Annotated in this window: 20 protein-coding genes; 7 read left to right on the top strand and 13 right to left on the bottom strand. The window is 61.5% G+C overall.

The features are described from left to right. Nucleotides 1-201: 201 nt before the first annotated feature. Nucleotides 202-552, bottom strand: a complete 351-nt coding sequence (locus E8L22_RS09670) for a hypothetical protein (RefSeq protein ID WP_136524992.1) — start codon at nucleotides 550-552, stop codon at nucleotides 202-204. Nucleotides 553-729: 177 nt separating this feature from the next. Here E8L22_RS09670 and E8L22_RS21520 point away from each other — a divergent pair, with 177 nt between their 5' ends. Both E8L22_RS21520 and E8L22_RS09675 read left to right on the top strand, forming a co-directional pair. After that, nucleotides 730-894 (top strand): hypothetical protein, encoded by a 165-nt coding sequence (locus E8L22_RS21520; protein ID WP_198419436.1) that lies wholly within the window; start codon nucleotides 730-732, stop codon nucleotides 892-894. Nucleotides 895-1,018: 124 nt separating this feature from the next. Next, nucleotides 1,019-1,951: a CHAD domain-containing protein gene (locus E8L22_RS09675; protein ID WP_136524993.1), complete on the top strand. Its 933-nt coding sequence runs from the start codon at nucleotides 1,019-1,021 to the stop codon at nucleotides 1,949-1,951. Here the strand turns inward: E8L22_RS09675 and E8L22_RS09680 are convergent. From E8L22_RS09680 to rsmD, 11 genes are all read right to left on the bottom strand, one after another. Beyond that, a complete protein-coding gene (locus E8L22_RS09680; RefSeq protein WP_136524994.1) occupies nucleotides 1,920-2,843 on the bottom strand; it encodes a M28 family peptidase in 924 nt (307 codons plus the stop codon). The two genes, E8L22_RS09675 and E8L22_RS09680, sit on opposite strands and share 32 nt — an antisense overlap. Next, nucleotides 2,840-3,427, bottom strand: coding sequence for a DUF4124 domain-containing protein (locus tag E8L22_RS09685; protein WP_136524995.1), 588 nt, complete (start codon nucleotides 3,425-3,427; stop codon nucleotides 2,840-2,842). Before E8L22_RS09685 ends, E8L22_RS09680 begins: the two co-directional genes overlap by 4 nt. A 217-nt stretch (nucleotides 3,428-3,644) precedes the next feature. Continuing rightward, nucleotides 3,645-7,217, bottom strand: a complete 3,573-nt coding sequence (nifJ, locus tag E8L22_RS09690) for a pyruvate:ferredoxin (flavodoxin) oxidoreductase (protein ID WP_136524996.1) — start codon at nucleotides 7,215-7,217, stop codon at nucleotides 3,645-3,647. Between the two features lie 43 nt (nucleotides 7,218-7,260). Beyond that, nucleotides 7,261-7,422 (bottom strand): DUF6290 family protein, encoded by a 162-nt coding sequence (locus E8L22_RS09695; RefSeq protein ID WP_129126753.1) that lies wholly within the window; start codon nucleotides 7,420-7,422, stop codon nucleotides 7,261-7,263. Between the two features lie 36 nt (nucleotides 7,423-7,458). Continuing rightward, the gene (sucD, locus tag E8L22_RS09700; protein WP_136524997.1) at nucleotides 7,459-8,331 is read right to left on the bottom strand and encodes a succinate--CoA ligase subunit alpha; all 873 of its coding nucleotides are present in this window, start codon (nucleotides 8,329-8,331) and stop codon (nucleotides 7,459-7,461) included. A 10-nt stretch (nucleotides 8,332-8,341) separates the two neighbouring features. Continuing rightward, nucleotides 8,342-9,511, bottom strand: a complete 1,170-nt coding sequence (gene sucC / locus E8L22_RS09705) for an ADP-forming succinate--CoA ligase subunit beta (RefSeq protein ID WP_136524998.1) — start codon at nucleotides 9,509-9,511, stop codon at nucleotides 8,342-8,344. A gap of 492 nt (nucleotides 9,512-10,003) precedes the next feature. After that, nucleotides 10,004-12,253: an NADP-dependent malic enzyme gene (locus E8L22_RS09710; protein WP_136524999.1), complete on the bottom strand. Its 2,250-nt coding sequence runs from the start codon at nucleotides 12,251-12,253 to the stop codon at nucleotides 10,004-10,006. 70 nt (nucleotides 12,254-12,323) lie between these two features. Beyond that, entirely contained in the window at nucleotides 12,324-12,887 is a 564-nt protein-coding gene (locus E8L22_RS09715; RefSeq protein WP_129125840.1) for a helix-turn-helix domain-containing protein, read from the bottom strand. A 315-nt stretch (nucleotides 12,888-13,202) separates the two neighbouring features. Further along, complete coding sequence (locus E8L22_RS09720) at nucleotides 13,203-13,394, bottom strand: DUF1858 domain-containing protein (protein WP_136525000.1); 192 nt, start codon at nucleotides 13,392-13,394, stop codon at nucleotides 13,203-13,205. A 105-nt stretch (nucleotides 13,395-13,499) separates the two neighbouring features. Continuing rightward, nucleotides 13,500-13,991, bottom strand: a complete 492-nt coding sequence (coaD, locus tag E8L22_RS09725; RefSeq protein ID WP_136525001.1) for a pantetheine-phosphate adenylyltransferase — start codon at nucleotides 13,989-13,991, stop codon at nucleotides 13,500-13,502. Then, nucleotides 13,982-14,563 carry a 16S rRNA (guanine(966)-N(2))-methyltransferase RsmD gene (gene rsmD, locus E8L22_RS09730; protein WP_136525002.1) on the bottom strand — a complete coding sequence of 194 codons (582 nt, stop codon included), beginning with the start codon at nucleotides 14,561-14,563 and terminating at the stop codon, nucleotides 13,982-13,984. The genes coaD and rsmD overlap by 10 nt, the downstream gene beginning before the upstream one ends. A gap of 218 nt (nucleotides 14,564-14,781) precedes the next feature. Between rsmD and E8L22_RS09735 the strand changes: the two genes are divergently transcribed. The 3 genes from E8L22_RS09735 (at nucleotide 14,782) to E8L22_RS09745 (ending at nucleotide 19,489) form a co-directional block, all read left to right on the top strand. Further along, the gene (locus tag E8L22_RS09735) at nucleotides 14,782-15,930 is read left to right on the top strand and encodes a deoxyguanosinetriphosphate triphosphohydrolase (RefSeq protein WP_136525003.1); all 1,149 of its coding nucleotides are present in this window, start codon (nucleotides 14,782-14,784) and stop codon (nucleotides 15,928-15,930) included. Between the two features lie 217 nt (nucleotides 15,931-16,147). Next, on the top strand, nucleotides 16,148-18,961 hold the full coding sequence (locus E8L22_RS09740; RefSeq protein WP_136525004.1) for a PAS domain S-box protein: 2,814 nt from the start codon (nucleotides 16,148-16,150) through the stop codon (nucleotides 18,959-18,961). Nucleotides 18,962-19,081: 120 nt separating this feature from the next. Beyond that, on the top strand, nucleotides 19,082-19,489 hold the full coding sequence (locus E8L22_RS09745; RefSeq protein WP_162604816.1) for a bacteriohemerythrin: 408 nt from the start codon (nucleotides 19,082-19,084) through the stop codon (nucleotides 19,487-19,489). Between the two features lie 74 nt (nucleotides 19,490-19,563). Here E8L22_RS09745 and yhbY read toward each other — a convergent pair whose 3' ends face one another. Further along, complete coding sequence (yhbY, locus tag E8L22_RS09750) at nucleotides 19,564-19,860, bottom strand: ribosome assembly RNA-binding protein YhbY (RefSeq protein ID WP_136525006.1); 297 nt, start codon at nucleotides 19,858-19,860, stop codon at nucleotides 19,564-19,566. A gap of 506 nt (nucleotides 19,861-20,366) precedes the next feature. Between yhbY and pyrR the strand changes: the two genes are divergently transcribed. Both pyrR and E8L22_RS09760 read left to right on the top strand, forming a co-directional pair. Next, a complete protein-coding gene (pyrR, locus tag E8L22_RS09755) occupies nucleotides 20,367-20,900 on the top strand; it encodes a bifunctional pyr operon transcriptional regulator/uracil phosphoribosyltransferase PyrR (protein WP_136525007.1) in 534 nt (177 codons plus the stop codon). 104 nt (nucleotides 20,901-21,004) lie between these two features. Then, complete coding sequence (locus E8L22_RS09760; RefSeq protein ID WP_136525008.1) at nucleotides 21,005-21,937, top strand: aspartate carbamoyltransferase catalytic subunit; 933 nt, start codon at nucleotides 21,005-21,007, stop codon at nucleotides 21,935-21,937. Nucleotides 21,938-22,071: the final 134 nt, after the last annotated feature.

Genomic DNA, 22,071 nt, shown 5'->3' on the forward strand with positions numbered 1-22,071 from the left:
GACGTTAGAGCGCTCCCAAAGGACTGCCGCCAAGGCCTCCGGTTGGACGTCAGGCGCGCAGGGGAACTTTCCGTTACGCTCCGCTCACCCCGGGCGGATTTTGTGGGCGTATTGCCCCCCCCGGCGGGTGATTCCGCCTAGCACGCCCCATTTCAACGAAAGAGGCCGTCCTTTCGGGACGGCCTCTGCGCGGCGCGAGCCTTACTGTCCGGTGGTACCGTCGGTTCCGGTCCCTTGCCCGGTTCCGCCGGTCCCCATGTTCCCGCTCGGCCCGCCCAGGTCCGGTTTGCCGTAGTTGGGCTTATTGTCCATGCCGGTCGTTCTCCGGGTCTGCTTCCTGGACTTCTTCGTCCTCTTCTTTTTCTTCTTCTTGGTCTTCTTCGTCTGGTGCGTACCAGCATTTCCCTGGTCGGTTTGATCACCGGTAGACATGCCGGTTCCCGGTCCAGCATTCCCGTCCATACCCGTCCCTGTGGTGTCCGCAGCCCAAAGCGTTGCCGCGAAGGAAACGGCAACAAGGGCACCGACGATGATGGAAAGAGCTCTTTTCATGGCTAACCTCCTGACGTTTATTGAACAACCGCCCCACTATAGCATATGATTAAAAATTACCAATTCAAAACGGCTGTTTTTGCAAAACACCCCTGTGCACAGGCATCCCCCTTGACACCCGCCGTTCAATTGGTTATAAATATTTAACCTTTATCTCAAGAAGGGAGGAGCGACACCTTGAAAAAGAAAAAGGCCTTCGATCTGGCCTATGAACAGTACCATCTGCTGCTGGCAAGGTTTAAATCGACGGGGGACACCCAGGAAAAGCACAGACTCTTCAGAAGGCTCACCAACCTCCTCGCAGTCATGGATTTTCTCATCTCGATCAACAAGGTCCAGTAGAGCTTCACAACGCTCTTCTTATTATCTTCGCGGAAAGGTTGTCCAACATTTGGGCACGCAGTTACCGGCGCGGTTATCCTGATCAGAGGATGGTGTTATACTACTGCCAGTCCAGGTAATCGCTATGACTGTCAAAAGCACACCCATTTCCGCTCGGCAACTTCGCTTGGCGCGCCTCTGGCTTGCCGGTCTCAAACTGCTTGACGCGCTGCAGGACGAGTTTTTCCGCCTCTTCAAGAAGACCGTACAAGGCTTCGACGCGGAAGACGTGCACGATTTGCGTGTCGCCTCCCGGCGCCTGCGCGAGGGACTCGCCCTGTTCGCGCCCATCCTCCCACGCGGCAGGTTGCGGCGCCTCTCGCACCGGGTGAGAGGGCTGACCCGGCTGCTTGGGGAACTGCGCAACGCCGACGAGGCCGCCCTCTTCTTCACCGAGCTGGAGTCGCAGGCACCGACGGAAGCAGCGCCGGAAGCAAGACGGCTACGGGAGGAGCTGATCGCGGAGGGGGGACGGATCCGGTTGCAGCTCCAAAAGGACCTCAGGCGCTTCGACGCCGCATCGCTGCGCAAGGATTTCAAGTTCGGCCCCGCGAACCCGTTCAAGAGACGGCAGGCGGACCCGTTTCACCCCTTCCCGCCCTTTGCCGCCGCGGCGTTTGCCGAGCGCGGCGCACAGGCTGAAGCCCTCCTGCCGGCAGCGTTGGAGGGAAAGGACGCCGCGGCGCAGCACCGGCTCCGGATCGCGGTCAAGAAATTGCGCTACCGCCTGGAGATCGTGGCACCGCTGTTATCCGACCAAGGGGAGGAAGCCAGGCGGACCCTCAAGCGCTATCAGGACCTTCTGGGAGAGCTGCATGATATGGATGTTTTTGCAGGGCTCGTCCGGGAGCGCGTCGCCCTCGGGGCCGGCAGGGAGGGGTTGCTGGAGACGATAGAAAAACGCCGCATCGACCTCTTCGCGTCGTTTTTGGAGTTGGATGCGAAGCAGCCGCTGGGGACCCTGAAGGCGCAGGTCGGTGCGGGTCTTACCGGCCGGGAGAACCGGCAAGCTCAGTAAGGAGCGCGGCGACCGCCCGACAGACGGCAGCGGCAAACTGCACGTTGAGCGTCTCGAAGGTATCGCCTGCCCCGTGGTAGTGCGGATTGCGGAAATTGGTGGTGTCGGTGAGCATGATGGCGGGAAAGCCCGCGTCCCAGAAGGGGGCGTGGTCGGATCTCCTCGTGTCCGGCAACATCTCGCCGTTGCCGGGCACCACCAGGGGGACCACGGGCAGCCCCCCTTGCCCCGCCCCCTGCACGAAGCGCACGGCAAGGGGGTGTGACCGCTCGTTGGCGATCACGGCGAGGAAATCGCCGACAGCGGGGACCTCGACCGGCACCCCGGCTGGAGCCTCTTGCACCACGGACGCGCCGGCGAATGCCACCGACTCCAGGACCACCACCGCCTCGATATCCCACCCCTCTTCGCGCGCATAACGGGCGAGTGCCTTGCTGCCGCGCAGACCGCTCCCCGACCGTTCCGTCTCCGCGTTTTCCTCGAGGTTCACCCCCACGAACTGCAGGGTCCTTTCCGGGACGAGATCGCCGAGCAGGGCGGCTAATTCCAGCATGACGGCGACACCGCTTGCGTTGTCGTCGGCCCCGGGAGAGCCCGCCACCGTGTCGTAGTGCGCGAGGACGAGGACCCTTTTGCCGGGAAGCGAGCGCCCGGTGCGGGTCGCGATGACATTATGGAAGGTTTTCCCGCCGTCGGTGAAGGGGTGCAGCCCGACGTGGTACTCGAGCGAGCGCAGGTTCTCCTCGATGTAGGCCTGTGCCTTGGCGAGGGCGGCGGGAGCAGCCGCAGGATGCCTCACCCCCTCGAGACTCCGGATGTGGCGCGCGATGCGTGCCTCACTGACCGCCGGCGCTGCGTGCCCCCCTCCCCTGCAACCGGATCGGGGGCTCACTTCAGCGCCTGCAGTTCCTGCTCTAGTTGAGCGACCCGCGCCTCGTCCTTTTGCACCTCTTCGAGCTTGGCCCGGTAGGCAACGCGCGCCGGTATCGTCGAGGAGAGCGGGCTCTTGTTCACGTACGGGTTGTCCGCGTAGGTCGCCTTACCCTTGGCGCGCTTCTTCTCGAACTCCGCGATCTCCTTCGCGGTCGGCGTGCGTCCCTTGGAAACCATCCATTTGTGCTGCAGCCGGGAAAGCTCTTCCATCTTGGGGACGAGGGCCTCCTTCAGCCGTTTCAGCTCGGCCTCCAGCGTCGCGCGAGTGGTCGACGCGACGGGCTGGGCGGCGGGCTTCGCCGCGCTCCCGGAAGCCTCGGATGCGGCGGGTGCCTCCTGCTTTTTTTGCGCCGGGGCCGCCCCCTTTTCGGCAGCGGCCGAATCGGTTTCCGTCACCCGTTTCTGGTACCTCTCCGGGATGCGGTCGGAGTCGTCGGTGAAGTGCAACACCCCTGCGTCGTCGCGCCACTGGTAGGTGGCGGCCGAAGCGAGGCACGGTAAGGCTGCGGCAAGAAAGATGGCCAGCTTGATGAAGGTTCGCATCGCTCCTCCAGGGGGGCTAAAGGTCGGTAATTCCGAAGCTGAAGATAATATGCATGTGGGGGCGTTTGTCAATTTTCTTTTGCCACTTCTCATATTTTGTAGGGGCGAATAATCATTCGCCCAGCCGCCGGCGCCTCGGCATAATAAACGAGAAAAGGCCGGGGTCCCCCCCGGCCTTTTCCGCAAAGCGCCCAAGGCGCCCTTCCCTATTTAATAGTTATTCCTCCGCCCCGAAGCTGAGCGCCGCAAGCTTCTGGTAGTACTCGAAGCGACTCGCCGCCCAGGCGCCGGCCTTCTCCATGAGCTTCCCGGCCGCCTCCGGGTTCACCTTTTTGAGCACCTTGTAGCGATTCTCTCCGCCGGCGAACTCCTCGAAGCTGGTGCTCGGCGCCTTGCTGTCCAGTTGCAGGGGGTTCTTTCCGGCGCCGGTGAGCTCCGGGTTGTACCGGTACAGCGGCCAGTAACCGGACGACACCGCCTTTTTCTGCTCGTCCACGCCGCGGGTCATGTCGATGCCGTGCGCGATGCAGTGCGAGTAGGCGATGATGAGCGACGGTCCGTCGTACGCCTCCGCCTCCATGAACGCCTTCACCACCTGCCCGGGGTTTGCGAGAGACACGCTCGCCACGTAGACGTGGCCGTAGGCCATCGCCATCATGCCGAGGTCCTTCTTGGCCATCCCCTTCCCTCCCGCAGCGAACTGGGCCACCGCGCCGATCGGGGTCGACTTGGAGGCCTGCCCTCCCGTGTTGGAGTAGACCTCGGTGTCGAGCACCAGGATGTTCACGTTCTTGCCGGAGGCGATGACGTGGTCCAGGCCGCCGTAGCCTATGTCGTAGGCCCAGCCGTCCCCCCCAACACACCACACCGACTTCTTAACGAGGTAATCGGCGATCGGCATGAGTTCCGCCGCCTTCTCGTCGCGGCAGGCACCAAGCGCCTCCTTAAGGCGCGCCACCCGCTCCCGCTGCGCCTCGATCTCGGCCTGCCCTTCCTGGGCGCTGGCGAGGATCTCGTGCATGAGCGGCTGCAGGTCGGTACAGCACGGGGAAGCGAGCAGTTGCTCCAGGATTTCCCGCGCCGCCTCGCTGAACTTGTCCACGGCGAGCCTCATGCCGTAGCCGAACTCGGCGTTGTCCTCGAAGAGCGAGTTGGACCAGGCCGGGCCGCGCCCATCGGCGCGCTTCGCCCAGGGCGTGGTCGGGAGGTTCCCGCCGTAGATCGAGGTGCAGCCGGTGGCGTTGGCGATGAGCGCTCGGTCCCCGAAAAGCTGGGAGAGAAGCTTCAGGTACGGGGTCTCGCCGCACCCGGCGCAGGCGCCGGAGTACTCGAAGAGCGGCCGCACCAGCTGGCTGCCGCGCAGCGTGTCGAGTTTCACCCGCGCGGGGTCGAGGTCGGGAAGCGACAGGAAGAAGTGGTAGTTCGCCGCCTCCTTCACGCGCAGGGGGGGCTGGAAGCGCATCTCCAGAGCCTTGCGCGCCGGGTTCTCCTTGTCCTTCGCCGGGCAGTTGTGGGCGCAGGCGCCGCAGCCGGTGCAGTCCTCCGGGGCGACCTGGAAGGTGACCTTCATATCCTTCAGGTCGGGCATCTTGGAGTCCGCCGACTTGAAGCCGTCCGGGGCTCCGGCGAGCGCGGAGGGGTCGTAGGCCTTCACACGAATCGCCGCGTGCGGGCAGACGAAGGAGCAGATGGCGCACTGGATGCAGAGCTTCTCGTCCCACACCGGGATGTCCACCGCGATGTTGCGCTTCTCGTACTGCGAGGTCGCGGTCGGGAAGGTGCCGTCGATCGGCATGGCCGAAACGGGAAGCTCGTCGCCGAACCCGGCGATGATGCGGCCGGTCACCTCCTTCACGAAGTGCGGCGCGCAGGCCCCTACCGGCGCGGGCATCGTGATGCTGCTCGAGGGAGCGGCGGGGACGGCGACCTCGTGGATGTTCAAAAGTGCCTGGTCGACGGCGGCGTTGTTCATCGCCACCACCTTCTCCCCAGCCTTGCCGTAACTCTTCTTGATGGCCCCCTTGATCTCGGCGATCGCCGTCTCGAGCGGGATGATCCCGGAAATCCTGAAGAAGGCGGTCTGCATGATCACGTTGATGCGTGCGCCAAGCCCCAGCTCCTCGGCAAGCTTGATGGCGTTGATGGTATATACACTGAGCTTTTTGTCGATGATCTGCTTTTGCACCTCGACCGGCATCTTGTCCCACACCTCGTCGTGCGAAAACGGCGAGCAGAGGAGGAAGGTGCCGCCCGGCTTCGCCTTGCCGAGCATGTCGTACTTCTCGAGGAAGGTGAAGTTGTGGCACGCGACGAAGTCGGCGTTGTCGATCAGGTACGGCGCGTTGATCGGCTTCCTGCCGAAACGCAGGTGCGAGGTGGTGATGGTCCCCGCCTTCTTCGAGTCGTAGACGAAGTAGGCCTGGGCGTAGTTGTCGGTCGCCTCGCCGATGATCTTGATGGAGTTCTTGTTCGCCCCCACCGTGCCGTCCGAGCCAAGGCCGAAGAACATCGCCTCGTAGGTCCCGTCCATGGCGGTCCTAAAGGAGCTGTCGTAGTCGAGGCTCGCGCCGGTCACGTCGTCCCTGATCCCCACGGTGAAGTTACTGACCGGCTGGGCCGACTTCAGGTTGTCGAAAACCGCCTTGGCCATCGCCGGGGTGAACTCCTTGGAGCCCAGGCCGTAGCGCCCGCCGACCACCACCGGGTAGCCGACGAAACTCGTGAGCCCCGCCGCCATCCCCTCGCCGATCGCGGTCCGGACATCCAGGTAAAGCGGCTCCCCCAAGGCACCAGGCTCCTTGGTGCGGTCGAGCACCGCGATGCGGCGTACCGAGGCGGGAAGCGCCTTCACGAAGGCGTTCAGCGGGAAGGGACGGTACAGGTGTATCTTGACTACCCCCACCTTCTCCCCCTGCGCGTTGAGGGCGGCCACCGTCTCCTGCACCGTGTCGGCCCCGGAGCCCATGATCACGACGACCCGCTCCGCGTCCGGCGCCCCGGCGTACTCCACCGTGGCGTACTTCCGCCCCGTGAGTGCGGCGAAGCGCTCCATCTCCTTCTCCACGATCTCGATGGCGGCCGGATAGAAGCCGTTAACCGTCTCGCGCCCCTGGAAGTACACGTCCGGGTTCTGCGCGCTGCCGCGCAGCACCGGGCGGTCCGGGGTGAGACAGCGGGCGCGGTGCGCGTTGACGAGGTCCCTGTCTATCATGGCGCGCATGTCATCGAAGGTGAGTTCCTCGACCTTCTGGACCTCGTGCGAGGTGCGGAAGCCGTCGAAGAAGTGCAGGAACGGGAGGCGGGAGCGCAGGGTAGCCGCCTGGGCGATCAGCGCGAAGTCCATCACCTCCTGCACGTTATTGGAGCAGAGCATGGCCCAGCCGGTGGAGCGGCAGGACATGACGTCGGAATGGTCACCGAAGATGGAGAGCGCCTGTGTCGCTATGGCGCGCGCCGAGACGTGGAAGACCGTGGAGGTGAGCTCGCCTGCGATCTTGTACATGTTGGGGATCATCAGCAAAAGCCCCTGGCTCGCCGTGAAGGTGGTGGTGAGCGCCCCCGCCTGCAGCGCGCCGTGCACCGCACCCGCCGCCCCACCCTCGGACTGCAGCTCGGAGACGAGCGGTACCGTTCCCCAGATGTTCTTCTCCCCCACCGCGCTCTTCGCGTCGGAGATCTCTCCCATCACCGAGGAAGGGGTGATCGGGTAGATGGCGATGACCTCGTTCGTTGCGTGCGCCACGTGGGCCGCCGCCGTGTTGCCGTCTATGGTTACCATTCTTCTCTTCATACTATGCTCCTCTTGTAAATGCACTGCAGTCTCTTGTCTCGGACTAGGAGGTGCTCTGCCAGGGAACCACGTCCTGCAGCGCCTCCCGCATCAGGTCCGACACCTTCATGTTCACCTCTTTGGAAAATTTCTCGATCGCTTCGCGGTCCTCGCGGCTCACCCGAACCGAGAGGACGTGATAGCGCGGGTTCTCTTTCTTCTTCATGTCGTTCTCCGCCGCCGCACCTTGGTGCGGCCCTTGTCACGGTCTGTAGACCTTCAATAGCGCCTCGGCCATCTCGGCCGGCGTATCCGCCACGCTGATGCCGCACTCCCTCAAAACCGCCACCTTCTCGGTCGCGGTCCCCTTGCCGCCGGAGATGATGGCGCCGGCATGTCCCATCCTCTTCCCCGGAGGGGCGGTGACCCCTGCGATGTACGCCGCCACGGGCTTCGACATATGATCCTTGACGAAGCGGGCCGCCTCCTCCTCAGCACTCCCCCCGATCTCGCCGATCATGATCACCGCCTCGGTGTCCGGGTCCTCCTCGAAAAGGCGCAGGCAGTCGATGTGGCTCGTACCGTTCACGGGGTCGCCCCCGATCCCCACGCAGGTCGACTGGCCAAGGCCGATCGAGGTGAGCTGCCAGACCGCCTCATAGGTGAGCGTGCCGCTTCGGGAAACCACCCCCACCTTGCCCGGCTTGTGAATGTAGCCGGGCATGATGCCGATCTTGCACTCGCCGGGGGTGATGACGCCCGGGCAGTTGGGGCCGACCAGGCGGGTCTTCTTCCCGACCAGGTACTGCTTGACCTTCACCATGTCCAGCACCGGGATCCCCTCGGTGATGCAGCAGACGAGCTCCACTCCGGCATCGATCGCCTCCATGATCGAGTCGGCGGCGAAGGGGGGTGGCACGTAGATGACACTTGCGTTGGCGCCGGTCTCATGCACCGCCTCGGCCACCGTATCGAAGACCGGGAAGCCGTCCACGACGCTCCCCCCCTTGCCCGGGGTGACCCCCCCGACCATCTGTGTGCCGTACTCGCGGGCGCCCTGCGCGTGGAAAAGACCGGTGGCGCCGGTGATCCCCTGTGTGATGACCCTGGTGTCCCTGTTGATCATTATGCTCATGACGCCCCTCCTAAGCCGCGGCCGCTACGGCGGCGACGATCTTTTTGGCCCCGTCGGCCATGCCGTCCGCGGCGACGATGTTCAGGCCGCTCTCCGCGAGAAGGCGCTTGCCCAGTTCCACGTTGGTCCCCTCGAGCCTCACCACGAGCGGCACCTTGAGCTCGACCTGGCGTGCCGCCTCGATGACGCCGGTCGCGATCACGTCGCACTTCATGATGCCGCCGAAGATGTTGACCAGGATCCCCTGTACGTTCTTGTCCGAGAGGATGATCTTGAAGGCCTCGGTGACGCGCTCGATGGTCGCCCCGCCCCCTACGTCCAGGAAGTTCGCCGGGTCGCCGCCGTAGTGCTTGATGATGTCCATGGTGGCCATGGCGAGCCCGGCGCCGTTTACGAGGCAGCCGATGTTGCCGGAAAGCGAGATATAGGAGAGGTCGTGCTGGGAGGCTTCGATCTCGTTCGCGTCCTCCTCGTCGAAGTCGCGCATGTCGCCGATCTGCAGGTGACGAAAGAGCGCGTTGTCGTCGAAGCCGAACTTCGCGTCCAGGGCGACCAGGTCCCCTTCCGCGGTCACCACGAGCGGGTTGATCTCGAGGAGCGAACAGTCGCAGGCGACGAAGGCGGTGTAAAGGTTACCGAAGAGCTTCACCGCCTTGTTGGTCAGCTTCCCCCTGAGGCCCAAGCTGAAGGCGATCTTGCGGCACTGGAACGGGGTGAGCCCGACCAGTGGATCCACCGCCTCGGTGACGATCTTCTCTGGTGTCTTAGCGGCGACCTCCTCGATGTCCATCCCCCCCTCGGTAGAGGCCATCACCGTCACGCGGGAAGTGCCGCGGTCCACGAGGAAGCTCACGTAGAGCTCATTCTCGATGTTGCAGCCGTTCTCCACCAGCACCCGGTGCACCACCTTCCCCTCCGGTCCGGTCTGATGGGTCCTGAGGGTCATCCCCAGCATGTCGCGCGCGATCATCTGCACCTCGCCGGAGGTCCGGGCCAGTTTCACGCCCCCCCCCTTGCCGCGCCCGCCGGCATGGATCTGGGCCTTCACCACCCAGGGCCCCTCCCCCAACCGCTTCGCCCACTCCCGGGCGCTCGCGCCGTTGTAGCAGACGTGGCCGTCGGGAACCGGCACGCCGAACTTCCTGAGAATCGCCTTGGCCTGGTACTCGTGGATGTTCATCTTCCCTCCTCGCCCCCCGTTTCATTCTCCCAGCGAAGGGTGCAACATTAGAGTTTTTTTGTTTTATTTTAACGGAAAAACCGCCGTCGGCTCCGCTCCACACTCATATACTCCTCTGCGAAATGTTTGGCAAACACTTTTATACTATTTTGTAAATAAAATTGGTCTTACCAGACTTGCACAAACAGACACCACACCGACAGAGGCAGGCACCGTCCGTCTTACAAGGTGAGTTGTCACGTTAATACAGGATATTACCTCACACTGTGCGCACAGATCCAAAACTGATCGAACGAGCGTTATGAAAATAAAACGCACCCAGATTCGTTTCCTGGTTACTTTGTAATACAGAGGAATACGGGGGTCACGAAGGAGAGGGAAGGGATGCCAACAAAATAGAACACGACGTAAACGAGGAGGAAGGGTTGGACAAAAAAATCCCCCGTTCCCTTGCATGGGGAACGGGGGATTCCGGCACTGCGAAGCTTAAATTTACAGGTTCTGTGCGTCCGCTACCGCGATGGCTGCCATGTTGACGACATCGCTCTCGTCGTCGCCACGCTGCAGCACGTGCACCGGCTTGTTCATCCCCATGAGGATGGGACCGATCGCCTCGGCGCCACCCAGGCGGCGCAAAAGCTTGTAGCAGATGTTCCCGGAGTTGAGGTCCGGGAAGATGAGGACGTTCGCCGGGGTCTTCAGTTTCGAGAAGGTGAAACCATCGAGGAGTTCGGGGACCACCGCGGTGTCCGCCTGCATCTCCCCTTCGATGACCAGGTGCGGGGCGCGCTCCTTCACGAGTTCGACGGCGCGCTTCACCTTCTGTGCCTGCGGATGCTCCACGGATCCGAAGTTGGAGAAGGAGAGCATGGCGATCCTCGGCTCTATGTCGAGCATGGCGACCTTCTCGGCGGCAAGGATGGCGGTTTCCGCGAGCTCCTCCGCGGTCGGGTCGATGGTCACCGTGGTGTCGGCGAGGAAGTAGACCCCCTTCTTGAACACCATCATGTACAGGCCGTGCACGCTGGAGAGGCCGGCCTGTTTTCCAAGCACCTCCAGGGCGGGACGGATGGTGTCGGGGTAATGGGTGTCGATGCCGCCCAGAAGCGCATCGGCGTCGCCTCGGGCCACCATCATGGTGGCGAAATGGGTCCTCGACTTGCGGCGCATGACGCGCCTGCTCTCGGAGAGGGTAAGCCCCTTTCTCTGGCGCAGTCGGTAGAGCTCGTCGGCGTACCCTTCGGTCAGCTCAGAGTCGGCCGGGTCGACTATCGGCACATCGAGGTCGAGGTTCAGCTCGTCCATCTTCTGCTGGATCTTCTTACGGTCGCCGACGAGGATCGGCTTTGCGATTCCCTCCTCAACGAGGGTCTGGGCCGCACGCAGGATCTTCTCGTTGTCGCCTTCGGGGAAGACGACCCGCTTGGGATCGCTCTTCGCCTTGTTGATGACCATGCGCATGATCTCTTTGGATTTCCCCTGCGAGCACTCCAATTGTTCGAGATAGCGCGCCATGTCCTCGATCGGCTGGCGTGCGACGCCGGTCTCCATGGCAGCCTGGGCGATCGCCGGCGCCACGTGCAAAAGTACGCGCGGGTCGAAGGGCTTCGGGATGATGTAGTTGACCCCGAAGGAGAACTTCTCGTTGCCGTAGGCCTTCGATACCGCGTCGGGCACCTCCTCGCGGGCGAGATTTGCGAGCGCATGCACCGCGGCCAGCTTCATCTCCTCGTTGATCGCAGTGGCGCGCACGTCGAGGGCGCCACGGAAGATGAAGGGGAAGCCGAGCACGTTGTTCACCTGGTTCGGGTAATCGCTTCTGCCGGTCGCCATGATGACGTCGCCGCGCACCGCATGGGCCTCCTCCGGGGTGATCTCCGGGTCAGGGTTCGCCAGGGCGAAGATGATCGGGTTGGGCGCCATGGAACGCACCATCTCCGGGGTGAAGGCCCCCTTCACGGAAAGCCCGAAGAGAACGTCCGCCCCTTTGGCAGCCTCCTCAAGGGTGCGCAGCGGGGTGTCCGCCGCGAAGAGCTCCTTGTACTGGTTCATCCCTTCGGTACGCCCCTTGTAGATAACCCCCTTGGAGTCGCACATGATCATGTTGTTGGGCTTCACGCCGAGCGCCATGGCGAGCTTCGCGCAGGAGTTCGCCGAGGCGCCCGCGCCGTTCACCACGATCCTTATCTCCTCGATCTTCTTGCCGGTCAACTGCAGCGCGTTCAGAAGGGCCGCCGAGGAGATGATGGCGGTGCCGTGCTGGTCGTCGTGGAAGACCGGGATGTTCATGGTCTTTTTGAGCGTCTCCTCGATGTAGAAGCACTCCGGCGCCTTGATGTCCTCGAGGTTTATGCCGCCGAAGGTGGGCTCCAAAAGCTGGCACGCCTTGATGATCTCGTCCGGGTTCTCCGTGTTCAGCTCGATGTCGAAGACGTCGATGTCGGCGAAGCGCTTGAAGAGGACACCTTTCCCCTCCATGACCGGCTTGCCGGCGAGAGCCCCGAGGTTACCAAGCCCAAGCACCGCGGTGCCGTTGGACACGACCGCGACGAGGTTCCCCTTGGCGGTGTACTTGTAGGCGTCGTCCGGATTCTGCTGGATGGCAAGGCAGGGCTCGGCGACCCCCGGAGAGTAGGCGAGCGACAGGTCCGCCGCGGTCTGGCACGGCTTGGTGGCGATGACTTCGATCTTTCCCTTCCTGCCGCTGGAGTGATAGTCCAGTGCCCCTAACTTTTTGCTCATGTACGTTCTCCTTTGACCCATTGGATGAGCGGATGCCCGCCATTGAAACGTTCTGCTTCCGGTTGTCCCTCTACTTGGTGACCACGACCAGCACCTTGACCTCCTTGCCGTCGTGGCTTAGAAGCCGGTGTCCCATGCTCGATTCGAAGTAGAGGGAATCCCCCTCGTGCAGGGTGATCTTGTTGTCGTCCAGGATGAAGTCGGCGTTCCCCCGCATGACGTAGATGAATTCCTCGCCGTCATGGCTGTAGGTGTTGGCCTCGGGCGCCTTTTCAGTCAGGGTGACCATGAAGGCGTCCATCTTCTTGTTCTGTTTGTAAAAGGAGAGCGATTCGTAGAAGTACCCCTGCTTGGTACCCTCCTTGGAAATGACGCGCGGCACGATGTGGCGTTCGCCGGCACGTACGACCTCGAACTTGCGGTCGTCCTCGTCTTCGCTGAACAGCTGCGCCAGCTTGATGTCGAAGAACTTGGCGATCTTGGAGAGCGTGGCGATCGGCGGGGAGACGTTATCGTTCTCGATCTGCGAGATGAGTGCCGGCGAGAACCCCGTCTCCGTGGCCACCGCCTGCAGGGTCAGTTTTCTCGCGAGGCGGAGTTTCTTAAGTCGCGGACCGATGTTGTATTCAGACATTCGCCGTTCCTCTTGCAGAATAATCCAGCGTTTTACTTCGGCTAAAATTATTCAGTTTTGGTAAAAAGTCAATTCAATAATGAACTGGTAAAAAAATTTAATCTTTCGGCTAAGGTTGCGCCGATACTGGAGCGGGCGACATTATGGCATCACAATGTAGGTGGTGTCTAGGGGAGAAGTGGTGTTTACCGGGATTTAAAATGATGTTTATTGGCGGTGAACAGGGGAGGTGCGGAAGCGCCGGATACGGCGAGGCGGAGCTCCTCCGCCTCCTCTGGGGATGGCTGCGGTGCCCGTCGCGAAACGAGGCGGGACTTAGGATATGCAGCGGTTCAATTCGGCGACCAGCGCGTCCGGGTCCACCTTGTGCACCGTCGCACCGTGTTCGAGTTGCTCGAACTCGGCGATCTGGCAGTCGTAGCAGTCCAGGCCGTAGCGTTCGAAGACGGGAAGGGTCTGCGGGTAGCGTCTGAGGATGTCGCTGATGGTCATCTCCTTGCTGATCATGTTTTCCTCCCGATTGATGCTTGGTTTGTTGCAGAGCCTGGTAATAAAAAAGGCGCCGCTCAACGCAAACGCCTCTTTATCAGTGTATCAATCCCGCTCTTCCGATCACCCCGCAGGCCTGAACTTCGCGTCCAGGGCGTTTTTCACCAGCGGCGGCACCAGCTTGTCCACCGGGCCGTTTAGGTGGCTCACCTCTTTCACGATGGAGGAGGAGAGGTAGCTGTAAGGGACCGAGGTCATCATGAAGAGGGTCTCCACCTCGCGGGTGATGTTGCGGTTCATCTGCGCCAGCTGGAACTCGAATTCGAAGTCGGAGACGGCGCGCAGACCGCGGATGACCACGGTGGCGCCTGCCTGGCGCACGTAGTCGACGAGCAGCCCCTCGAAGGTCTCCACCTTGGCCTGGGGGCGGTCCCTGAGGATCTCGGTGAGCATGTCGATCCGCTCCTGCACGGTGAAGAGCGCGTTCTTCTCGGAGTTACGGGCCACGGCGACGATGACGCCGTCGAAGATCTTGAGGGCCCGGTCGATGATGTCCAGGTGCCCGTAGGTCACGGGATCGAAGGAGCCGGGATAGACAGCTACTCTCAGGGGCACGTTTCACCTCTGTCTGTAATGGTCAGGAAGGAGAGGGCGGTGTCGCCGTAGATGCGGCGCTCGCTTTCCTTTAGCCTGCCGAAGCGCGTGGGGACATCCTCTTTCACGGAGAACTCGGCGATGACGGTGGTGCCGCCATCGACGACCGGCGATTGCGCGAGCAGCTCCAAAAGCCTCTGCGTGTGTCCCTCGCCGTATGGGGGATCGAGAAACACGAGGTGGAACGGGGGCTCCCCGCGCGAGAGCCACTTGAGCGCGGCTGCGGCCTCCTGCACTACGACCCTCGCGTGCTCAGCGAGCCTCGTAAGCTCCAGGTTCTTGCGGACCAGCTCCGCCGACTCGCGGTGCGCGTCGACGAAAAGAGCGAACTCCGCGCCGCGGGAGAGCGCCTCGATGCCAAGGTTTCCGGTGCCTGCGAAGAGGTCGAGAACCCGCATGCCGGTAAGGTCGCCGAGTCGGCTTACGAGGATGCTGAAAAGCGCCTCCTTCACCCGGTCCGCGGTCGGCCGCACCCGCATGTTCTTGGGCGCTGTCAGCTGGCGCCCGCGCGCGCTCCCTGCGATCACCCGCATGAGGACCACCACTGGTCTTGATACATCATGGCCGCTCCTTCGGGCGTTTTCGTCGGTGCGGCTTACCTTTGATCCGGACGTTTCTTCCGGTTCTGACAGTATGTCGCACGCAGCTCTATTAGCACGATGCAACCACCACGTCAATCAACTTTGCTGTTGACACTGTCGGCGACCAGTATATAAATTACGTACTTTTAGCTGATTCAGCAGGGGGGCGGATGAAAGACGGCATTGCCATGGAGCGCACCGATCTGGCAGGTTACGCGGCCACGAGCGCCACATCCCGTGGGCGGCGCTACCAGGAGGAGTTCAGGGACAACCGTCCCGCCTTCGAGAGGGACCGCGACCGCATCATTCACTGCGCGGCGTTCCGTCGCTTGGAGTACAAGACCCAGGTCTTCGTGAACCACGAGGGGGACTATTACCGCACCCGGCTCACCCATTCCCTCGAGGTGGCCCAGATAGGGAAGGGGATCGCCAGAAGGCTCGGTCTCAACGAGGAGCTGACCGAGACCCTGGCGCTTGCCCACGACCTCGGGCACACCCCCTTCGGCCATACCGGCGAGGAGGTGCTGAACCGGCTCATGGAAGGGTGCGGCGGCTTCGAGCACAACCTGCAGTCGCTCAGGGTGGTCGACGAACTCGAGGAACGCTACCCCGGCTTCAACGGGCTGAACCTCTCTTGGGAGGTGCGCGAGGGGATCGTGAAACACTCCTCGCAGTACGACACTCCCAGCGCCACCTATGCCGAGTTTCTCCCCGGCGTGGTACCCGCCATCGAGGCGCAGCTCATCAACTTCGCCGACGAAATCGCCTACAACAACCACGACATCGACGACGGCTTGAAGTCCGGTTACATCAACCTGAACCAGCTGAAGAAGGTCGATCTCTGGAACGAGGTGCACGAGCGGATCCTCGAGAAGTACCCCTCCATCGACGTCGAACGCGGTGTCTGCCAGACGGTGAGCGCGCTCATCGGCTTTCTCATCCTGGATCTCGTCGAGACCACTGCACAAAACATCGAAAAGCTCGGTATCAAAACCCAGGAGGACCTGCGCCGCGTGAACCTCCAGGTGGTCTCCTTCAGCCCCGCCATGGCCGAAAGAAACGCGGCGCTCAAGCGCTTTTTGTTCCAGAACCTCTACCGCCACTACAAGGTGGAGCGGATGCGGGTGAAGGCTGAGCGTTACCTCGCCGAGCTGTTCGAGGTCTACCTGAAGCATCCGACGCTCCTCCCCCAGAAGCACCAGGTGAAGATGGAGCGGGAAGGGCGCGAGCGTGTCATCTGCGACTACATAGCCGGCATGACCGATCGCTTCGCCCTTGACGAGTTCAAAAGGCTCTTCGAACCCTACGAGCGAGTCTGACTCTATACCTACGCTTACAGGCAGCGCTCCCCGTGTCAAAGGAAGCGCTGCCGCCTCTCTTGCCTCTCTTTTTACATGCGCGCATCCCTCTGTGACAGCAGAAAAATCACGTTCCTACAAAGACATAGCCTTGCAAACTGCAACGATTGTGTCACATTCTTTTCAAGATCCACACTCTCCTTCACACTGTCCTCCCTTTTGAGCATGGAGGTGGCCGATGGACTACTCTCTTAAGGAGTTGCTTGACGTCCCGAGGTTGCACGAACTGCTCCGTTCCTTCAACGAGATCTACCATATGCCTTCCGCGGTGGCCGACGCTGAAGGCAACATCCTCACCTCTATCGCCTGGCAGGACATCTGCCGCAGGTTTCACCGCATGAACCCCGAGCTGCGCAAGTTCTGTCTCGAGGAACAGCTGCGCAAGAGTGCTCCATGTAAAACGGGTGGGCATTTGATGCACCGCTGTCCGATGGGGCTCGTGGATGTCGCGGCCCCGATCGTCGTGGACGGACGTCACTTGGGTGACGTCTTCGTCGGGCAGCTTTTCACTTCCCCGCCGGACGAGTCCCGCTTCATCCAACAGGCGAGGCACTACGGCTTTGACGAAGCGGACTACCTGGCGGCCATCCGGAAGGTTCCCCTGTTCAGCGAGGCGGACCTGCACAATAACCTGAACTTCATCCACGCCCTGGCGCAGATGCTGGCCGAGCAAGGGGTGCAGAACAAGCGGAGGAAGGAGGTCCAGGACGCGCTGCATCGCAGTGACCTCATGTTCCGCTCCGTAATCGAGTCATCCCCCATTCCGATCGCCATGAACGACGGTAGCGGCAAGATCCTTTATCTGAACCGGTGCTTCAGCGACGTATTCGGCTATACCGTCGAGGACGTTCCGACGCTTGAGAGTTGGTGGCCCCTTGCCTACCCCGACCCGGACTACCGGAGCAAAGTCGCCTGCGCCTGGAAGCAGAAACTGCAAGAAGCGCAGGTCTCCGGCCGTCCCTTCGCTCCTCTTGAGGCGGACATCGTCTGTAAGGACGGTTCTACCCGTACCACGCTTTGCAGCGCTGCCTCGCTTGTGGAAAGCTTCAACGGGACCCATGTTGTCTTTCTCTACGATGTCACCGAGCGCAAAAGAGCGGAGGAAAGGCTGGCCGAGAGCGAGGAAAATTATCGCTGTATTTCCCAGATCACCTCCGACTTCGTCTATAAGTGCTCACGGACCGGCGACAATCCGTACCGTGTGATCTGGGCCGGAGGCGGGCTCAAGTTCATCTCCGGCTACAGTGCCCAGGAGATCTGCGACATAGGGTGCTGGATGGGATCGGTGCATTCGGAAGATCGCGACCGGGTCATGTCGCACATGATGGCGATGCGCCCGGGAGAGCAGGACGTGATCGAGTTCAGGATGATCAGTAAAAATGGGGAGGTGCGCTGGGTCTCCGAGACGAGTAGCTGTACTGTCGGGCAGGCGGAAGGCGAGTTGGTGCGCTACGGCGCGTCGAGGGACGTGACCGAGATGAAGCAGGTCGAGGCGAAGCTCGAGATGATCCGGATCAGCGTCGACGCCGCCTCCGACGCCATCTACTGGATTCGCGGGGACGGCCGTATCATAGACGTGAACCCCGCCGCCTGTCGCAGCGTCGGGTACACACGCGAAGAAATTATGGGGATGCGGGTATGGGATCTCGACATCCAGCACAAGGAGGACGCCTGGCTCAAGCACTTCGAGGAGTTGCGCAGCCGGGGCACCATGGTGTTCGAATCCATACATAAAACCAAGGACGGCGGCACCGTACCCATCGAGGTCGTGGCCAACTACGTTCACTTCGATCACCAGGAACTAAACTGCGCCTTCGTCCGTGACATCGCCGAGCGCAAACAGGCGGAGCAGGAGCGGCAACGGCTTCAGGCACAGAAGCTCGAGAGCCTGGGCACCCTGGCCGGCGGCGTCGCCCATGATTTCAACAACATCCTGACCTCCATCATCGGCAACGCCGACCTCGCTATGATGCAGCTTCCCCCTGAATCTCCCGTACTTGGAAACCTGCAACGCATCGAGAAATCGGCCGCGAAGGCTGCCGATCTGGCCAGGCAGATGCTGGCGTACTCGGGCAAGGGGAAGTTCCTCGTGCAGTCACTGGACCTCTCCAGGCTGATCGAAGAGATGGAGGGAGCCATCAGGGACGCCGTACCGGAGCCGGTGCAACTGCGTTATCAACTGGCTTCGTCGCTCCCCCCAGTCGACGCGGATCCCGGCCAGATCCGCCAGGTCATCGTGAACCTTGTGCGCAACGCCGCCGAAGCGATAGGGGACAGGGATGGGGTGATCGAACTCTCCACCGGGGCTCAGTACTGCGACGGCGGTTTCTTCCAGGATGGCTGGCCCGTGCACCCCGGAGGTCAAGGGCGCTACGTATTCATCGGGGTCTCCGACAACGGCTGCGGCATGGACCAGGAGACTGCGGGACGGATATTCGATCCCTTCTTCAGCACCAAGTTCACCGGCAGGGGGTTGGGGATGGCTGCGGTGATGGGGATCGTCAGGGGGCACCGGGGCGGCATCAAGGTGCACAGCGAGCCGGGGGCGGGAACTACGATACGCGTCTTTCTTCCCGCCGCGCAGGAAGGCCCCAAGGTTGCAGACCCTGCCGGGGGGACCGGGCTTTGGCGGGGGCACGGGAGAGTGCTGCTCGTGGACGACGAGGACGAGGTGCGCAGCGTGGGGGCGGAACTCCTGAAAGCGCTCGGCTTCACCGTCGTCACAGCTGCCGACGGGGAGGAGGCGGTACAGCGTTTCAGCGAGAGCCGTGACTTCAGCTTCGTCTTCCTCGACCTGACCATGCCGCGCATGGATGGGGAGCAGTGTTACCGCGCGTTGCGTTCCATCGAGCCCGAGGTGAAGGTGGTCATCGCCAGCGGTTACAGCGAACGGGAGGTGGCAAGGAAGTTTGCCGGCGAAGCGGTGACCGGGTTCATGCAGAAGCCGTACAGCCTTGCATCGCTGCGCGACGCGGTGCGGAAACTTCAGTGAGACTCAAACCTTGACGGGGCGCACTGTGTAAACGCTATAACGGTGATAGGTGCGCTTGAACCTCGTAGGAAATATGATATTTAATGCCATCTGAAAATCCTACCTACAGAGGTGATGGCAATGGCGTATTTCGAGTGGACCGACTCACTGAGTGTGAAAGTGAAGGAGATCGACGAACAGCACAAAAAACTTGTCGATATGTTGAACTCCCTGCATGACGCGCACATCGCGCGTATGGGGAAGGAGGCGCAGAAGGAGATCATCTCAAGCATGGTCAGCTACGCAAGAACTCACTTCGACGCCGAGGAGGAGTACATGCGCAGGCTGCAGTACCCGGCTCTCGCGGAGCACAAGGAAGAGCACGCCGCATTCGCGGAGAAGGCGCTCGAACTTCAGGAAAGGGTCGACAACGCAGGACTCATCTTTACCGTGGAAATTCTCGAATTCCTCAAGCGCTGGCTGCAGGATCACATCCAGGGAACGGACATGAAGTACACCTCCCATTTCAACGCCTGCGGCGTCTGCTAGCCTTTTTCCTTCCGAACAAAAAAGCCTCCCTGCCGGAGCGGGGAGGCTTTTCTTGCCCTTGGTGGCTGCCTAAGCTACTTCACTTTGGGAAGTTCCAGCTTCGGCTCCTTTGCCGGCTTATAAAGGAGCATGGTGCGCCCGAGCACCTGGGCGAGCTCAGCCTCACAGGCGGTGCACAGCTCCTCCGCGACGCTATGGCGGTCCATGAGGCAGCTCTCCAGCACCTTCACCTTGATGAGCTCGTGAGCCGCCAGCGCCTCGCTCGTCTCGTGGATCAGCGCCTCGCTCACGTCGCTCTTGCCTACTTGTATCACCGGTTTCAGCCCGTGTCCGAGCGCACGGAGAAATCTCTTCTGTTTTCCTGTCAACATCACGTCTTCCTTTGTCCTCGATGCACTATGCCGCTCTCAGCGGTTGCCCGAGTCAATAAATTCCCTTACGGTCCGAGCCTTATAGCATTTTGCCGCGACTATGGCAAGGGCAGGGGAGGGGCACCCAAAAAGCATTGCCACAGAGGACACAGAGGCTCACAGAGTACAGGGAGTAAGTCACAGTCATCGACTTTCTCTTTGGCCACTCTATGACCTCCGCGGCCGTCGCTTTATCTTACCCTGTTTATTGTGAAATCTTAATCTAAATCTTTGTGTTTTACCTCCTCTTTTCCTTGACTCTGCGGACCCTCGATGCTACCTTGTCTCAAATTTATCGTTGCCTTTTAAATTAGCCCCGTGAGGTTAGCAAAGGTGAAGCATAAAGCACTCTTTTACTATTTAAAAGAAGAGCCTTTTCGCCCACCTGCGCGGAAAGGCTTTTTTAATTACGCGCCCCGGCGCAACACTTTCACGACAGGCGCTTACGCCGATGACAGGGGGTTATTATGGCTGAAAACACTGTGATACTGGACGGCACCGGCGTAAAAAGGGCGCTCACCAGGATAGCCCACGAGGTGCTGGAAAAGAACAAGGGGGTCGAAGGGCTCGTGCTGGTCGGCATCAGGACCGGCGGCGTATTTCTCGCCCAGGAACTCGGCGATCGCCTGAACGAAATCGAAGGGGTCGAAGTCCCCGTCGGCGCCGTGGACATCACCATGTACCGCGACGACATAAAAGGGCACCACGAGCACCTGCCGGTCGGCAAGACCGAGCTCCCCTTCTCCGTGGAAGGGAAAAGGGTCGTGCTCGTTGACGACGTCCTCTTCACCGGCCGCACCATAAGGGCCGCCATGGACGCCATCATCGACCAGGGGCGTCCCTCCTGCATCCAGTTGGCCGTGTTGGTGGACCGCGGGCACCGCGATCTCCCGATTCGCGCCGATTTCGTCGGCCGCAACGTGCCGACCAGCCGCAGCGAGAACATCATGGTTGCATTCGACGCCGACAACAAGCCGACCGAAGTCATCCTGCAGAAGTAACTGCTTCCTCACCCGCAAAGGGGGGAGAGCTGTTTGTGATTGTCTGATCGTTTCAACGCGCCTCGCACGGTGCATGGCGTAAAACTTGTTTCTTGGGGGGGACCATGGGTTTTCGGCACAAAGACATCATTGCCCTGAAGGATCTGAACAAAGAGGAGATTCAGCTGCTCCTCGACACGGCGGACAGTCTCAGCGAGATCAACCGTCGGGACATCAAGAAGGTGCCGACCTTGCGCGGCAAGACGGTGATCAACCTCTTCTACGAGGCTTCCACCAGGACCCGCACCTCCTTCGAGATCGCCGCGAAAAGGCTCTCCGCCGACGCCGTGAACATCACCGCGTCGACCAGTTCCGTCACCAAGGGTGAGACCCTTTCCGACACCGCAAACAACCTCCTCGCCATGAAACCCGACATCATCGTGATGCGCCACTCCATCTCCGGCGCGCACGAGTACCTCGCCAAAAGGGTCTCCTGCTCCGTGATCAACGCGGGTGACGGCGCCCACGAGCACCCCTCCCAAGGGCTTTTGGACATGCTCACCATGCGTCAGAAGTTCGGCAAGCTCGAAGGGCTCAAAGTCGCCATCGTCGGCGACATCACCCACAGCCGCGTTGCCCGCTCCGATATCTACGGGCTCACCACCATGGGCGCCCATGTTTTTCTCGCCGGTCCCCCGACCATGATGCCGATCGGCATCGAGCGTCTTGGTAACGTCACCGTCTGCAAGGACATGCGCGAAGCGGTGGACCAGGCCGACGTCGTGATGATGCTGAGGATCCAGCTTGAGCGTCAGGGGAAAACCCTGCTTCCCAGCATGCGGGAATACGCGCGCTATTTCGGTCTGAACCCCGCCGTGCTGGCTCTCGCGAAGAAGGATGCCATCGTCATGCATCCCGGCCCGATCAACCGCGGCGTGGAGCTCTCCTCCTTCGTTGCCGACTGTGACCAGTCGCACATCCTGAAGCAGGTGGAAAACGGCGTGGCGGTCCGTATGGCCATGCTGTATCACGTCTGCGGCGGCGAGCCGGTGGAATAGAACCGAGAGGACGTTCAACGTTCAACGTTCGACGTTAGGCTTTAGTCGAACCGGATGTTGAATCTTAACTTTCCTGGAGTGAAGCAGCCGTTCCTCATTCGATGCCACGGGCAGGTCGGCATCTTGAACGTTGA

Origin of the sequence: Geomonas ferrireducens (assembly GCF_004917065.1) — a bacterium.
Taxonomy (GTDB): Bacteria; Desulfobacterota; Desulfuromonadia; order Geobacterales; family Geobacteraceae; genus Geomonas; species Geomonas ferrireducens.

What these genes read in the sequence shown, in the direction of transcription:
- E8L22_RS09670 (WP_136524992.1), bottom strand. Translation starts at nt 552, where the DNA reads ATGAAAAGAGCTCTTTCCATCATCGTCGGTGCCCTTGTTGCCGTTTCC.
- E8L22_RS09675 (WP_136524993.1), top strand. Translation starts at nt 1,019, where the DNA reads ATGACTGTCAAAAGCACACCCATTTCCGCTCGGCAACTTCGCTTGGCG.
- E8L22_RS09685 (WP_136524995.1), bottom strand. Translation starts at nt 3,427, where the DNA reads ATGCGAACCTTCATCAAGCTGGCCATCTTTCTTGCCGCAGCCTTACCG.
- nifJ (WP_136524996.1), bottom strand. Translation starts at nt 7,217, where the DNA reads ATGAAGAGAAGAATGGTAACCATAGACGGCAACACGGCGGCGGCCCAC.
- E8L22_RS09695 (WP_129126753.1), bottom strand. Translation starts at nt 7,422, where the DNA reads ATGAAGAAGAAAGAGAACCCGCGCTATCACGTCCTCTCGGTTCGGGTG.
- sucD (WP_136524997.1), bottom strand. Translation starts at nt 8,331, where the DNA reads ATGAGCATAATGATCAACAGGGACACCAGGGTCATCACACAGGGGATC.
- sucC (WP_136524998.1), bottom strand. Translation starts at nt 9,511, where the DNA reads ATGAACATCCACGAGTACCAGGCCAAGGCGATTCTCAGGAAGTTCGGC.
- E8L22_RS09710 (WP_136524999.1), bottom strand. Translation starts at nt 12,253, where the DNA reads ATGAGCAAAAAGTTAGGGGCACTGGACTATCACTCCAGCGGCAGGAAG.
- E8L22_RS09715 (WP_129125840.1), bottom strand. Translation starts at nt 12,887, where the DNA reads ATGTCTGAATACAACATCGGTCCGCGACTTAAGAAACTCCGCCTCGCG.
- E8L22_RS09720 (WP_136525000.1), bottom strand. Translation starts at nt 13,394, where the DNA reads ATGATCAGCAAGGAGATGACCATCAGCGACATCCTCAGACGCTACCCG.
- rsmD (WP_136525002.1), bottom strand. Translation starts at nt 14,563, where the DNA reads ATGCGGGTGATCGCAGGGAGCGCGCGCGGGCGCCAGCTGACAGCGCCC.
- E8L22_RS09735 (WP_136525003.1), top strand. Translation starts at nt 14,782, where the DNA reads ATGAAAGACGGCATTGCCATGGAGCGCACCGATCTGGCAGGTTACGCG.
- E8L22_RS09740 (WP_136525004.1), top strand. Translation starts at nt 16,148, where the DNA reads ATGGACTACTCTCTTAAGGAGTTGCTTGACGTCCCGAGGTTGCACGAA.
- E8L22_RS09745 (WP_162604816.1), top strand. Translation starts at nt 19,082, where the DNA reads ATGGCGTATTTCGAGTGGACCGACTCACTGAGTGTGAAAGTGAAGGAG.
- yhbY (WP_136525006.1), bottom strand. Translation starts at nt 19,860, where the DNA reads ATGTTGACAGGAAAACAGAAGAGATTTCTCCGTGCGCTCGGACACGGG.
- pyrR (WP_136525007.1), top strand. Translation starts at nt 20,367, where the DNA reads ATGGCTGAAAACACTGTGATACTGGACGGCACCGGCGTAAAAAGGGCG.
- E8L22_RS09760 (WP_136525008.1), top strand. Translation starts at nt 21,005, where the DNA reads ATGGGTTTTCGGCACAAAGACATCATTGCCCTGAAGGATCTGAACAAA.